Origin of the sequence: Collinsella tanakaei (assembly GCF_030373545.1) — a bacterium.
GTDB classification, from domain to species: domain Bacteria; phylum Actinomycetota; class Coriobacteriia; order Coriobacteriales; family Coriobacteriaceae; genus Collinsella; species Collinsella tanakaei_C.
Window position 1 is genome coordinate 67,184 of record NZ_JAUDCO010000004.1, and the last position, 13,870, is coordinate 81,053.

Below are 13,870 nucleotides of genomic sequence, written 5' to 3' on the forward strand. Positions count from 1 at the left end.
CGGCTCCTTCCTCGATTTTTCATGGAGGTGAGCCGCTCCCTCAAATTCACGGCGCCTTTTGGTCGCGCAGGGAAGCGTCCGGGGTACGATGCTTCCAGGACAACGCGGTTCGAAAGGCAGCCGATGACCGATATGCAGAGGACTTCGCGAGACACACAGGCGCCTCGCCGACCCGTCAACGCGGCCGAGGCGGCCCACCGGGCTGCCCGCGCACGCAGCCGCGACGAGGAGGAGAGCTATCGCAGACAGGCGATGGGGACGTCGGCCTCCCGCGCTGCGCGTCGAGGGGACCCGGCGCGCGCGGGGCGCGCGATATCGATCGCGGCGGTGGTCGCGGGCGCGCTGCTTGCGGCGATCGCGTTTTTCGTGCTCGGCCGCGCGGTGCTCGGCGCGCTGCTGTATTCGGATGAAACTCCCGTCAGCACATCAAAGCCGGCGGAGACGGACGCCTTGGCGGTAACGGTTGATCCCGACGACGCGTCGGCAAGCACGCTGGACGTCTACGACCGTTCCTTCGGGGTCTCTGTGGACGATGAGGGGACGGCACGGTTTTACCGGATGGACGCCGCAGGTGATGCCGCAGACGCGACAGAGCTGATCGCGGTCAGCGGAGAGCCGGTGGGAATGGCGTATGCGGGCGGCATGTTCTTTGCGGTCGTTAACGTCGACGAGGGCTATGAGGTCTGGGCATGTTCCGACAGCCAGGGGGCGCTGGCAACGTGCGTGGCGAGCGGATCGGGCCGTGTCGTTGCGGTCGAACTCGAGCAGGATGTGTTGACGCTCGAAGGCGAGCAGGGTGTGCTCGTGTCCCTCTCTCTGGACGGCGATGACGCTTAGGTCGCAGATTGCATCAGATGGGCGACGCGGTGCTGGGCGCTTTCGGGTACGAGCAGCGTCGCATGCTGCCCAAGCGCGTCGACCGTGATGTACGACGGATCGTCGTAGGTCGTGATCGTCGCCGACGAGCCCTGATAGGAGGCTTGGACGCTGAAGCGGGGCGTCGCCTGCGCGGGGAGCTCCGCCATGCGCCACGAGGATATGTCGAGGTCGTCGATGGCGCGGTCGACCTCTTGTTTGCTCATGCCCGTCGCCGACGCGATGCCGGCGGCGTTGTCGCGCAGCGCGCCCTCCGCCGCCCCCTTGACGCCCGATGCGTCGAGGGCGGCGTTTAAGGTGGCGTACTCCATGTTCTTACCGAAGTCGGAGAGGGCTTGGGAGATGGGCGTGTTCGCGAGCGGCCCTGCGCAGAGCAGCGAGAACGCACCAAGGGCGATGACGAGCGCCATAAGCGTGACGGCGAGCGCTCGGGTAAAGGTATTCATTGACGGCTCCTTGCGGCCGAGGGAATGGGGCTGACCACCATATGCCCCGCGCGGCGTACGGCGAGCGTGGGAACGAGCGGTTCGCGCCCGTCTCCATAGCCTGAGCAAACAAAACGGGGCCGCCTTTCCAGACGGCCCCGTGTGCATCAATCGCGCATGCGTGGTGACGAATTAGTTTTTGAGCGAGTTGAGCGGTGCGGGGAATCGGCCACCGCGGTGGGCGAACACCGTGCCGGCGTGCTGGTTGACCGGCATGACGGGTGCGCGGCCGAACAGGCCGCCGTACTCCACCGAGTCGCCCACGCCCTTGCCGATGGCAGGGATGATGCGGACGGCGGTGGTCTTGTTGTTGATGACGCCGATGGCCATCTCGTCGGCGATGATGCCGGCGATCGTCTCCACGCTCGTGTCGCCGGGGATGGCGATCATGTCGAGGCCGACCGAGCACACGCAGGTCATGGCCTCGAGCTTCTCAAGGGACAGGGCGCCGGCCTCGACGGCCTCGATCATGCCGGCGTCCTCGGACACCGGGATGAACGCGCCGGACAGGCCACCCACGCTCGAGCTCGCCATGACGCCGCCCTTCTTGACGGCGTCGTTGAGCATCGCCAGCGCGCAGGTGGTACCGGGGCCACCGCAGGTGCCCACGCCGATGATCTCGAGGATGCGCGCGACGGAGTCGCCGATGGCGGGCGTCGGGGCGAGCGACAGGTCGACGATGCCCTTTTCCACGCCGAGGCGCTGCGCTGCCTCGCGGCTCATGAGCTCGCCGGCGCGCGTGATCTTAAAGGCGGTCTGCTTGATCTTCTCGGCGACCTCCATCATGGAAGCGCTCTCGGGCAGCTGCTCGAGAGCTGCGGCCATGACGCCGGGGCCGGAGACGCCCACGTTGATGACGGCGTCGGCCTCGCCGGAGCCATGCGTGGCGCCAGCCATGAAGGGGGAGTCCTCGACCATGTTGGCGAAGACGACGAACTTCGAGGCGCCGACCGATTCCGCATCGGCGGTGAGGCGTGCGGCGTCGAGGATGGTCTGGGCGACCATGAGGACGGCGTCCATGTTGATGCCGGCGCGCAGGCTCGCGACGTTGACGCTCGAGCACACGCGGCTCGTCTGCGCGAGCGCCTCGGGGATGCTGGCGATGAGGCGACGGTCGCCGTCGCCGATGCCCTTGTGGACCAGTGCGGAGAAGCCGCCCAGGTAGTCGATGCCGAGCGTCTCGGCGGCTCGGTCGAGCGCGTGCGCGAGAGGCGTCAGGTCCTGGTCGGGACAGGCCGCGGCGATCTGCGCTACGGGCGTGACGGAGACGCGCTTGTTCACGATGGGAATCCCGTACTCGCGCTCGAGCATCTCGGCGGTGGGCACGAGACGTTCGGCGGTGGTGGTGATGCGGTCGTAGACCTTCGTGCACATGCGCTCGAGGTTCTCGTCGGCGCAGCCCATGAGCGAGATTCCCATGGTGATGGTGCGGATGTCGAGGTGCTGCTCGGAAACCATGCCGCGTGTCTCGGCGATTTCTGCAGGCGTGATTGCCATGGGGGCTCCTTCGTTCGTTGCGGTGCAAGCAAATGCTTGCTTCATTCTAACCAACTGCCCGCGTCCGCGTGCGAAGGCGCCGTGAATATGGGCGGAGGAATCGCACGGTCCCGCGCGGCGCTCCCTAGCCCCCAAAGACCTCTTCGGCGATGCGGGCGGTCTCGGCGGCGTCCTTCGCGTAGTAGTCGGCGCCGATGCTCGCGGCGTATTCAGGCGTGAGCACCGCTCCTCCCACGACGACCTTCGCGTCGGGGACCTCGCTGCGCAGCAGCTCGATGGTCGCTTCCATGTTCTTGACGGTGGTGGTCATGAGCGCCGAGAGCCCGACCAGGCCGATGCCGCGCTCGCGCACGGTGTCGACGATGCGCTGCGCCTCGACATCGCGTCCGAGATCGTACACGGTGTAGCCGTAGTTCTCGAGGAGCATCTTGACGATGTTCTTGCCAATATCGTGAATGTCGCCCTTGACCGTGGCGAGGCAGATCGCGCCCTTGGGCTCGATGTCCGCTGCGGGCATGAGGGAGCGCACGGTATCGAATCCGGCGCGCGCGGCCTCAGCGGCGGCCATCAGCTGCGGGAGGAAGTACCGCCCCTGATCGAACAGGGTGCCGACCTCGTCGAGGGCGGGGATGAGGTGCTCGTTGATGAGCTCCATGGGGTCGCAGGTGGCAAGGAGCCGCTCGGTAGCCGCCGGCATGTCGCCTTTGCGCCCGGTCAGGATGAGATGGCGGATGGTGCCGTCGGTGTTCTGCCGGTCGGGGAGAGCATCGGTGCTTGTCACACCCGCCGTCCGTTCGCCCTTGTAGGGGTCTGTCCAGCTTGCATAGCGCTCGATGTACGCCGCGGACCCGGAATCCTCGGCATTGAGCACGCGGAATGTGCGGACGACATCCATGTAGCGCTCGGAGCCGGGGTTGAGGATCGGGGCGTCGAGCCCCGCACCGAAGGCGGCGGCGAGAAACGTTGCATTGAGGACCTCGCGTGCGGGCAGGCCGAAGCTGATGTTGGACACGCCGAGGGCGCACTTGACGCCCAACCGCTGCTTGCAGGCGGTCACGGCGTCGAGGATCGCAAGCGCCTGCGCCTGATTGGTCGATGCGGTCATGACCAGGCAGTCGATGAGGATGCGCTCGGGTCCGATGCCATAGCGCGCCGCCTCGCGCACGATGCGCTCGGCGATGCGCACGCGCGCCTCGGCGGTCTCGGGGATGCCGTCCTCGTCGAGGGTGAGGCCGATGATGTTCGCTCCGTAATGCGCAGCGATAGGCAGCACGGCATCGAGGCTCTCGCGCTTGCCGTTGACCGAGTTGATGATCGGCTTGCCGGGGTAGCGGCGCACGGCCGCCTCGATGGCGCGCGGATCGGTCGAGTCGATCTGTTGGGGCAGCAGCGTGGCGGCGCACAGGCGCTCCGAGACGTCCACGATGGTGCGCACCTCATCGATGTCGGGAAGGCCGACGTTGACATCGAGGATGTCGGCACCCTGCTCCTGCTGGCTGATGCCCTGGCCCACGACGTAGTCCAGGTCGCCCTCGCGCAGGGCCTGCTGCAAGCGCTTCTTGCCCGTGGGGTTGATGCGCTCCCCGATGACGGCGATGCGCCGTCCTGCGGCGGGAAGTGCCACGAGCCGCTGTGCGCTCGCGACGGTGAGCGCGGGTTCCCCGCGCCGCTCGCGCGGCGTTCGCCCGCGAACCATGTCCGCAAGCAAGCGGATGTAGTCGGGATTGGTGCCGCAGCATCCGCCGACGATGCCGATGCCGTCGTCGAGCATATGCCCAACGGCCTGCGCATAGGGTTCAGGCGCGATGTCGTAGACCGTGCGGCCGTCCTCGACATGCGGAAGTCCGGCGTTTGCCTGCACCATGACGGGCTTGTCGGTCGCCGCGAGCATGCGGGCGACGAAGGGCCGCAGCTCGTCGGGGCCAAGCGAACAGTTGACGCCCACGACGTCGGCGCCCAGGGCGTCAAGCGTCACAGCGGCGACCTCGGGCGGCGTGCCTAAAAACGTGCGGCCGTCCTCCTCAAAGGTCATGGTCGCAAAGATGGGGAGGTCGGAGTTCTCGCGGCAGGCGAGGATGGCCGCCTTGATTTCCGCCAAGTCGGTCATGGTCTCGACGATGAACAGGTCGACACCCGCCGCAACGCCGGCGCGCACCTCGCGTGCGAACAACTCGTAGGCCCCGTCAAACGAAAGTGTGCCCATGGGGCGCAGCAGGGCGCCGAGCGGACCGATGTCGCCGGCCACGTAGCGCGCCCCGCTTGCGCGCGCGCAGCGCACGGCCGCGCCGAACACGTCTTCGACCGTGGCGGCATCGCCGAGCTTGAGCGCGCTGGCTCCAAACGTATTGGTGGTCACGACCTCGCTGCCTGCGGCGACGTAGGCAGCGTGGATGGAGGTGATGGCGTCGGGGTCAGTGAGGCACAACAACTCGGGGAGTTCTCCTGCGGCGAGGCCGGCTGCCTGCAGCATCGTTCCCATGCCGCCGTCGAGCACAAGATGGCGCGTGCCCTCCAGCACACGGCGCAGCGCCTCATCGGCGATGCGCAGCGTATCGAGGGTGCGCGGGCGATAGGTATCGCCGGCTGCGAGCGCGGCGGTTACGGGAGCGGTCGGGTCGAGCGTGTAGTCCATGGCGGTCCTTCTCAGCGTGGGGAATGCCCGTGTCTTAAGGTTCTATCATAGTGCGGGATGGCAGGTGGTGTTGCGCTCCCGGAAGGGGCAGGCGTCGCGGAGGCGGCAGGTCGCGCAGGAGGGGCGATCGTGTGCGGACGCGGCCTCTCCATCGAACAGGCCGATGAGCGCCGTGACGCTTTTCGTCGGCAGCAAGAGATTCTGGTCGGTGACGGTGAGCCCGATGAGGCGCGTCGCGTTGAGGGCGGCGACGAGCGTCGGCTGCGCGTCGAGCGGGCAGTCGCCGTATCCGGGCGAGAAACGCCAGTTGGCAGACATGCCGTGCGCTTCTGCAGCGCGTACGGCGTCGTGCTGCATAGCCTCGACCGCCGCTTCGATGTAGGCGGACGATGCGGCGTCGTACAGCGCCGCATCGAGCGGATTTTGGCTGCTCAGCGCGCGCAGCTCCCGCTCGTTTTCCATCCCGAGCGTGCAGGCGATCGCGGCGCAGAGCCGGGCATCCTTCAGGTGACGGAAGATATCGGTTCCGCGCAGCTCGACGGCGGTGCCCACGAGGCGGATGCAGGGATCTCCCTGGGCATCGCGGGCCGTTGCATCGACGGCAAAGACGCGGCGCACGCCGCGCGGGACGACCGAGCGCTCAAGATCGGCCGCCGTCTGCTCGATGCGCGCAGCCAGCTCATCGTCTATGCGCTGACCCGTGTAACCCAGGTAGCGAAGCATCTCAAAGCGATCGATGCGCGGAGCATCGCCTGGTACGGGGCGGTAGAGGATGGGGCTTTCGAGCTCGTGATCCACGTCGGTTTCGCTTCTGATCGGATGCCCTAGCGGCGCAGGGCCTGCATGGCGGCGCTCGCGACGTCGGCGCGGTTCATGGTGTACACGTGCAGGCCTTCGGCGCCGTGGGCAGCGAGGTCTTCGAGCTGGCGGCAGGCGTACTCGATGCCCGCCTCGCGCAGGCTCGCCGGATCGTCTTCGTAGCGCGCGAGGATCTTGATGACGGGCGCGGGCAGCGATGCCGCACAGGTGAACACCATGCGCGTGATCTGCTGCTTGCTCGTGAAGGGCATGATACCCGCCGTGATGGGGACGGTGATGCCGGCCGCATCGGCGAGCTCGCGGAAGCGGTAGAAGTACTCGTTGTCAAAGAAGAGCTGCGTGACGAAGAAGCTCGCGCCGGCGTCCTGCTTCTGGCGCAGGTGTTTGACGGAGGTCGGCAGGTCGTCGCAGGTAAGGTGCCCTTCGGGATAGGCGGCGCCTCCCACGCAGAAGCCGGCGTCCACGAGCGCCGGCACGAGGTCCTTGGCATAGGGGAAGGCGATGTCTTCCGCCTCGGCCTCGCTCATGCCGGCCGGCAGGTCGCCGCGAAGGGCCAGCACGTTTTCGATGCCTGCGTCCATGAGCTCGATGATCTTCTCGGCCAGGGTCTCGCGCGTCAGCGAGATGCAGGTGAGGTGCGCCACGGACGAGATGTTGAACTCCGAGTTGATCATCTGGGCGATCTGGGCGGTCGCGGCGGAGTTGCCCGAGCCGCCAGCGGAGTAGGTGACGCTCACGAAGTCGGGCGCAAGCGGCGCGAAGCCGCCCGCGACCTCGCGGGCGCGCTCGAGTGTGAGCTCGCCTTTGGGAGGGAACATCTCAAACGAGACGGGCTGGGTGCCCGCAGTGCGGGCCTCGGCGAAGATCTGGTCGACTCTCATGGCGTCCCCTTTCGGTGCGCAAGGTGCGGTGGAGGCATCATACACCGTGGGCGATGGAAGGCGGTTTACCGGCTATGCCGAAACGCGTTGTTCACGGGGCGAGTGGGGAGACTTGATTTGAAGCGACGCGATTCAGCAGCGAGTCGCGCGCATATGGGCGGCGCCTATCGACTTCATGGAGGGATGGGCCGCTGTTAGCTGGGTTGCCCTTGCCGCGCGGCTTCAAGGTGGGCAATTTGTTCAGATATGAAGGTTTTGGCCGAGCTTTGGGCGGGGAAAGCAGGCTGCCGGGAGGTCTGAGCGGGTTGATTCGGTCGTACGGTGAGTCTATGTCGAGCATCTGCTCTGAAAAACAATACTAGACGATATTAGTTTGCCGAGTGAAACCTTCATATCTGAACAAATTGTCCCAAACGCGGCGGCGTGGCGGAAAGAAGAGCGGGATGGGGGCGTATCCCCCATCCCGCCATGCGCTAGAGACCGCAGGTCGCCGCGAGCTCCTGGGCACAGGAGATGCCATCGGCGATGGCGCTCACGACGAGTGAGGCGCCGCCTCGGGCATCGCCGCACGCCCATACGCCGCCGTTCGGTTCGTATGCATCGCCCGTATGCACGCAGCGATGCGGGGTGGCTTCACTCATGATGGGCAGCGTCCGCCTGTCATCGGGCTCGGGCAGCGCGGCGCCCAGCGCTTGGAACACCCCACGCTGCGGCCCCGTGAAGCCGCACGCGATCAGGATGAGCTGTGCGGGGATCTCCCGCTGTGTCCCAGGGACGCGTGCGGGTGCGTCCTCGGACCAATCGACATCGACGATCTGCAACCCGCGCGTTTTGCCGTCATCGTCGGACAGGACCTTGAGGGTGTCGACAGACCAGCAGCGGACCTCGCTGCCCGCGAGATAGATTGCCTCCTGCTGCCCGTAGTCGGTCTTCTTGACGTTTGGCCACTGCGGCCAAGGGTTGTCGGGCGTGCGATGCTCGGGCGGTTCGGACATGATCTCGAGCTGCCGTACGCTCGCGGCGCCCTGACGCACCGCGGTCGCCACGCAGTCGTTGCCCGTATCGCCCCCGCCGATCACCACGACGTCGCATCCACGGGCATCGATGGCGGGCGCGTCGCCATCAAGGACCGCGCGCGTGCTCGCGGTGAGGTAATCCACGGCGAGCACGACGCCCTCGGCCTGCGCGCCAGGGACGTTGAGCGTGCGAGCGGCGCTCGCGCCGGTCGCGATCACGACGGCATCGAAGCCGGCAGTCAGCTTCGCCGCAACAGCAGGGTCGGCGGCATCGGTATTCAACATGAAGGAGATGCCGCGCTCAGCCATGAGGGCGCACCTTCGCTCCACGACCTCTTTTGGCAGTTTCATGTTAGGGATGCCGTACATAAGCAAGCCGCCTGGTCGATCGGCGCGCTCGACCACGGTCACGCGAGCCCCGCGGCGCGCGAGCTCCCAGGCGCAGGCAAGCCCGGCCGGCCCCGATCCGATGACGGCCACGCGCGGGGCGTCATCGGCGGGTTGCGCAAACGCAGCGGGCCCTCCGTGCGCCCACTCCCAATCGGAGATGGCGCGCTCGGTGTCATGGATCGCTGTGGGTTGCCCGTCGACCGAGCCCAGGTTGCAGGCGGCCTCGCACGGGGCGGGACATACGCGGCTCGTGAACTCGGGCATCGGGCTGGTGAGCGCGAGGCGCTTCGCGGCTTCTGCCCAGCGGCCGCGCCAGACGAGATCGTTCCATTCGGGGATCAGGTTGTGCAGGGGACAACCGCTCGAACGCGCTCTGCCGAAGGGATGCCCGGTTTGGCAGAAGGGGACGCCGCACATCATGCAACGGCTCGCTTGGATGCGGCGTTCGCCCTCGTCGAGCTCGACGTATAGCTCACGGTAGTCGCAGACGCGTTCGTCTACGGGGCGCAGCTCGTGCGTCTTGCGGTCGTGCGCCAGAAATGCGCCGGGCTTACCCATGGCGCTTCACCTCCTTTGCGCCCGTGACGGCTTCGAATGCCAACTCGAGCGCCTCCTCATGTGTCGAACCTGCAGCCTCATGCTGCTCGATGAGCTTGAGGACGCGCTCGTATTCGACGGGAATCACCTTGACGAACAGCGAGGCAACTCGAGCAAAGCGATAGAGCATCTTGATGCCGCGCGGGCTTTGGGTGATGCGCACATGCTCCTCGATCAGCGCGTGGATGTCGTCGAGCTCTTGCTCGCTGGGTGCGCGCAGGGCGACGGTGTCGCGATTGCAATGCGCAGCGAGGGTGCCGAACTCGTCGAACACATAGGCGACGCCACCGGTCATGCCCGCTGCAAAGTTGGGCCCGACCTCCCCTAAGATGAGCGCGCATCCACCGGTCATGTATTCGCAGCCATGCGCGCCCACGCCCTCGACGACGACCGTGGCGCCGGAATTGCGCACCGCGAAGCGTTGGCCGGCGACGCCGTTGACAAAGCCGCGGCCGCCGGTTGCGCCCATGAAGGCGACGTTACCCACGATGATGTTCTCGTCAAACTTGAAGCTCGCCGACTCGGGCGGGCGCACCGAGACCGTGCCGCCCGAAAGACCCTTGCCGAAATAATCGTTGGCGTCGCCGGTCACGTTGAGGGCGATGCCGCGCGGCAGGAACGCGCCGAAGCTCTGGCCAGCCGACCCAGTGCAGTCGATGGTGATCGAGCCGTCGGGCAGGCCGTCGGGATGCGCCGCGGTGACGGCGTGCCCGAGCATCGTGCCTACGCAGCGGTTGATGTTTGCGATGTCGGCGTGGAAACGCACGGGCACCATGTGCTGCCGGGCCCGCTCGGTGAGCGGGGTGAACAGGGTGGCGTCCAGGGTTCGCTCAAGATGGGAGTCGGCTGCCATGGAGGGCAGGAAGTGCTTGCCGTCGGCGCCGGGAATCCGCGCACCGAACTCGCACGAGGCGGATGCGAGCACGCAGGACAGGTCGATGCGTTCGCTTTTCCAGTTTCCCGGGACCGCTTTTTGGCGAAGGCACTCGCTGTGGCCCACCATCTCGTCGACGGTGCGGAATCCCAGGTTCGCCATGATCTCGCGCAGCTGCTCGGCGACGTAGAGCATAAAGCGCTCCACGTGCTCGGGCTTGCCGGCGAAGTGCCCGCGCAGCCGGCAGTTCTGCGTAGCGATGCCGGCCGGGCAGGTGTCCTGATGGCAGTCGCGCTGCATGAGGCAGCCCATCGCGATGAGCGGCATGGTGGCGAAGCCGAACTCCTCGGCGCCCAGCAGGCATGCCACCGCAACGTCGGTGCCGTCCATAAGCTTGCCGTCGGCCTCGAGCACCACGCGCGAGCGCAGCCCGTTTCGCAGCAGTGTCTGCTGCGTCTCCGCCAGTCCGAGCTCGAGCGGCAGGCCGGCGTGCCAGATGGAGTCGCGCGGCGCCGCGCCCGAGCCGCCGTTATGGCCGGAGATGAGGATCTTGTCGGCGGCGCCTTTCGCCACGCCAGTGGCAATCGTGCCCACGCCCGCTTCCGATACGAGCTTGACGCTCACGCGGGCGTTGGGGTTGGCGCACTTGAGGTCGAAGATGAGCTCGGAGAGATCTTCAATCGAATAGATGTCATGATGGGGCGGGGGCGAGATCAGTCCGATGCCGGGAGTGGATTGACGTACGCGGGCAATCCACGGGTAGACCTTCTTGCCAGGAAGATGCCCGCCCTCGCCGGGCTTGGCGCCCTGCGCCATCTTGATCTGCAGTTCGCGGGCGGAGGAGAGGTAACGGCTTGTCACGCCGAAGCGGCCGCTTGCCACCTGCTTGATGGCGGAGTTCGCGGAATCGCCGTTTGGCAGTGGTGTCTCGCGACGCGGGTCCTCGCCACCCTCGCCGGAGTTCGAGCGGCCGTGCAGCCGGTTCATGGCGATCGCCATGCAGGTATGAGCTTCCTCGCTGATCGAGCCGAAACTCATCGCGCCGGTGTTGAACCGCGTGACGATGCTGCGGGCGTCCTCGACTTCATCGAGGAGTACGGGCGCCCTGCTGCCGCGATCGAACTCCATGAGGTCTCGCAGGCGCACGGCTCGACCGGGGCGCCGCAGATGCTCGCTGTAGGTGAGGAAGGTTTCATATGAGTCGGTCCGTACGGCTTGCTGCAGCAGGTAGATGGTATCGGGATCGATCAGGTGGTCCTCGCCGTCCGGGCGCCACGAGGTAAGTCCGAGGGTCGGGCAGGTGTCGGGCGCGGGCGAGCTGCGCCAAGCGAGCGCCTGGTCGAAGCGGTCGTCGAGCTCGCGCTCGATATCGTCGACATCGAGGCCACCCACGCGCGATACGGTGCCCGTGAAGTGGCGATCCACGAGGCTCGGTGCAAGCCCCACCGTCTCGAAGATCTGCGCGGAATGGTAGCTTTGAACCGTCGAGATGCCCATCTTGGACATGATGGAGACGACGCCGGCCACCGCCGCGCGGTTGTAGTTGGCGATGGCGGCCTGGGCGTCAAGCGGGCTGCCATCGGAGCCGGTCAGATCTCCCTCGTCGGCGAGCTGGGCTATGACGTCGTGGGCCATGTACGGATAGATGCCGCTTGCGGAGTAGGCGATGAGCGCCGCGAAATCGTGCGCCGAAATGGCGTCACCGCATTCCACCACAAGGTCAGCGAAGGTACGCAGGCCGCACCTGATCAGCGAGTTGTGCACCGCGCCGACGGCGAGCAGCATCGGGATGGGCACCTCGCCTGCATCTGCGCGGTCGGACAGGACCACGATGTTCGCGCCGCCGCGCACCGCCTCGCGCACCTCGTCCCCGAGTCGCTCGAGGGCGCGCTCGAGCGCGCCGGGGGCATCGTCGCGCGCATAGGTTGCGCGGAAGCGGCGCGCTGCGAAGCCGGTGCGATCGATCGCGCAGATGCGCAGGAATTCATCGCGCGTCAGCAGCGGTGCGTCAAGTCGTACGAGCCGGCAGGTACCGCGGCTGTCTTCCAGGAGATTGCCGTGGTTTCCCAGGTACAGCACGGTCGAGGTGACCATGTGTTCGCGCAGCGCGTCGATGGGCGGGTTGGTCACTTGGGCGAACAGCTGGAAGAAGTAGTCGTAGAAGGAGCGGGTCTTGAGCGACAGGCACGCCAGCGGCGCGTCGATGCCCATCGAGGCGAGCGGAACGGAACCGTTGGCGGCCATGGGACGCAGCACCTCGCGCACGTCGTCCCAGTGGTAGCCGAGCTTCATCATGTCGACGGTGTTCGGGGCGTGCGGCAGCGCGTCGGCCTCGGGCGAGGTCGACGCATCCAGATCGTCGAGGGTCAAGGTCTCCTCGTCGATCCACGATGCGAAGGGCTTGAGCTTGGCGAAGGCGTTGCGGATCTCGTCGTTGTAGCGAATGCGACCCTCGCCGAGCGTGATCTCGAGCATCTCGCCGGGTCCTAAGCAGCCGCAGGTGAGCACGTTGGCGGGGTCGACCTCGATGGCGCCGACCTCCGAGGCGAGCAGGAACCGGTCGTCGCGCGTCACGTAGTAGCGGGCGGGGCGCAGACCGTTTCGGTCAAGGGCGGCGCCCAGCGTACGTCCGTCGGTGTAGGCGATCGCCGCCGGACCGTCCCACGGCTCCATGAGCATCGACTGGTAGGCGTCGTAGGCGCGCCGCGCGGGGGACAAGGTGGCGTTGTTGTCCCAGGGTTCGGGAATGAGCAGCGACACGGCACGTGAGAGCGGGCGGCCGTTCATCACCAAGAACTCGAGGACGTTGTCGAGAATCGCCGAGTCGGATCCCTCGCGGTTGATGATGGGGAGCACCCGTTCCAGATCGTGTTGGAGCACGGGCGAGTAGAGATTCGGCTCGCGGGCGCGAATCCAGTTGACGTTGCCCTTGAGCGTGTTGATTTCGCCGTTGTGGATGATGTAGCGGTTGGGGTGGGCGCGCTCCCAGCTCGGCGTCGTGTTGGTGGAATAGCGGGAATGCACGAGCGCCACGGCGGTTTTCACCGCAGCGTCGTTCAGGTCGATGAAGAAGCGGCGCATCTGCGTCGCCACGAGCATGCCCTTGTACACGATGGTCCGCGTGCTCATGGAGCAGATGTAGAAGATCTTCCCGGCGAGCGCGTGCTCCGCGTCGGCGCGCTTCTCGATGGTGCGGCGGCATACGTAAAGCCGCCGCTCAAAGGCGTCACCCGCCTCGACGTCGGCGGGGCGGGCTAGAAATGCCTGCTGGATGGTAGGCATGCACGCGCGCGCCGTCTCGCCCAGGTCATGGGGATCAACGGGAACATCGCGCCAGAACAGCACCGGTATCCCGAGTTCGGCGCAGCCCTCCTCGAACAGCCGGCGCGCCGCCTGCACGCCGTGCGGGTCTTGCGGCAAAAAGATCATCGCAACGCCGTAGTCGCCCTCCGAGGGCAGGAGCTGACCGTAGCGCTGCGCCTCCTTGCGGAAAAAACTGTGCGGGATCTGAAAGAGGATGCCTGCACCGTCGCCGGTGTTGTGTTCGAGTCCCGTGCCGCCACGGTGCTCGAGATTCACAAGCACCGAGAGCGCATCGTCGAGAATCTGGTGGCTTTTCGTGCCGTCGAGCGCAGCGAGTGCGCCGATACCGCACGCGTCGTGCTCGAATTCGGGCCTATAGAGAGTCTGGTGGTCCATGCGCCCTCCCATGTTGGATCGAGACGGGGAATACATGCACACGCGTGCGATGACGTGCGCGTGCGCGGCGACCCATGATAGGCAGGTGCGGTTGCGACGGGTTT

The 13,870-nt window shown here is 66.6% G+C and carries 8 protein-coding genes; 1 reads left to right on the forward strand and 7 read right to left on the reverse strand.

All coding sequences use genetic code 11. The features are described from left to right. Positions 1–123 precede the first annotated feature (123 nt). Positions 124–837, forward strand: a complete 714-nt coding sequence (locus QUW00_RS04425) for a hypothetical protein (protein ID WP_289613186.1) — start codon at positions 124–126, stop codon at positions 835–837. On the opposite strand, the gene QUW00_RS04430 is transcribed toward QUW00_RS04425, so the two are convergent. From QUW00_RS04430 to gltB, 7 genes are all read right to left on the reverse strand, one after another. Continuing rightward, positions 834–1,322 carry a hypothetical protein gene (locus tag QUW00_RS04430; RefSeq protein WP_289613187.1) on the reverse strand — a complete coding sequence of 163 codons (489 nt, stop codon included), beginning with the start codon at positions 1,320–1,322 and terminating at the stop codon, positions 834–836. The genes QUW00_RS04425 and QUW00_RS04430 overlap by 4 nt on opposite strands. Positions 1,323–1,493: 171 nt before the next feature. After that, positions 1,494–2,858, reverse strand: coding sequence for a PFL family protein (locus tag QUW00_RS04435; protein WP_289613188.1), 1,365 nt, complete (start codon positions 2,856–2,858; stop codon positions 1,494–1,496). 124 nt (positions 2,859–2,982) lie between these two features. Continuing rightward, positions 2,983–5,490 carry a homocysteine S-methyltransferase family protein gene (locus QUW00_RS04440; RefSeq protein WP_289613189.1) on the reverse strand — a complete coding sequence of 836 codons (2,508 nt, stop codon included), beginning with the start codon at positions 5,488–5,490 and terminating at the stop codon, positions 2,983–2,985. Positions 5,491–5,535: 45 nt separating this feature from the next. Next, the gene (locus QUW00_RS04445) at positions 5,536–6,288 is read right to left on the reverse strand and encodes a hypothetical protein (RefSeq protein WP_289613190.1); all 753 of its coding nucleotides are present in this window, start codon (positions 6,286–6,288) and stop codon (positions 5,536–5,538) included. A 26-nt stretch (positions 6,289–6,314) separates the two neighbouring features. Beyond that, positions 6,315–7,190 (reverse strand): methylenetetrahydrofolate reductase, encoded by an 876-nt coding sequence (locus tag QUW00_RS04450; RefSeq protein ID WP_289613191.1) that lies wholly within the window; start codon positions 7,188–7,190, stop codon positions 6,315–6,317. A gap of 473 nt (positions 7,191–7,663) precedes the next feature. After that, positions 7,664–9,154 carry a glutamate synthase subunit beta gene (locus QUW00_RS04455; RefSeq protein WP_289613192.1) on the reverse strand — a complete coding sequence of 497 codons (1,491 nt, stop codon included), beginning with the start codon at positions 9,152–9,154 and terminating at the stop codon, positions 7,664–7,666. Continuing rightward, the gene (gene gltB / locus QUW00_RS04460) at positions 9,147–13,766 is read right to left on the reverse strand and encodes a glutamate synthase large subunit (protein WP_289613193.1); all 4,620 of its coding nucleotides are present in this window, start codon (positions 13,764–13,766) and stop codon (positions 9,147–9,149) included. The genes QUW00_RS04455 and gltB overlap by 8 nt, the downstream gene beginning before the upstream one ends. Positions 13,767–13,870 lie beyond the last annotated feature (104 nt).

Bases quoted from the DNA above. Each gene is read 5' to 3' on its own strand.
- QUW00_RS04430 (WP_289613187.1), bottom strand. From the start codon at position 1,322: ATGAATACCTTTACCCGAGCGCTCGCCGTCACGCTTATGGCGCTCGTC.
- QUW00_RS04425 (WP_289613186.1), top strand. From the start codon at position 124: ATGACCGATATGCAGAGGACTTCGCGAGACACACAGGCGCCTCGCCGA.
- QUW00_RS04435 (WP_289613188.1), bottom strand. From the start codon at position 2,858: ATGGCAATCACGCCTGCAGAAATCGCCGAGACACGCGGCATGGTTTCC.
- QUW00_RS04455 (WP_289613192.1), bottom strand. From the start codon at position 9,154: ATGGGTAAGCCCGGCGCATTTCTGGCGCACGACCGCAAGACGCACGAG.
- gltB (WP_289613193.1), bottom strand. From the start codon at position 13,766: ATGGACCACCAGACTCTCTATAGGCCCGAATTCGAGCACGACGCGTGC.
- QUW00_RS04450 (WP_289613191.1), bottom strand. From the start codon at position 7,190: ATGAGAGTCGACCAGATCTTCGCCGAGGCCCGCACTGCGGGCACCCAG.
- QUW00_RS04440 (WP_289613189.1), bottom strand. From the start codon at position 5,490: ATGGACTACACGCTCGACCCGACCGCTCCCGTAACCGCCGCGCTCGCA.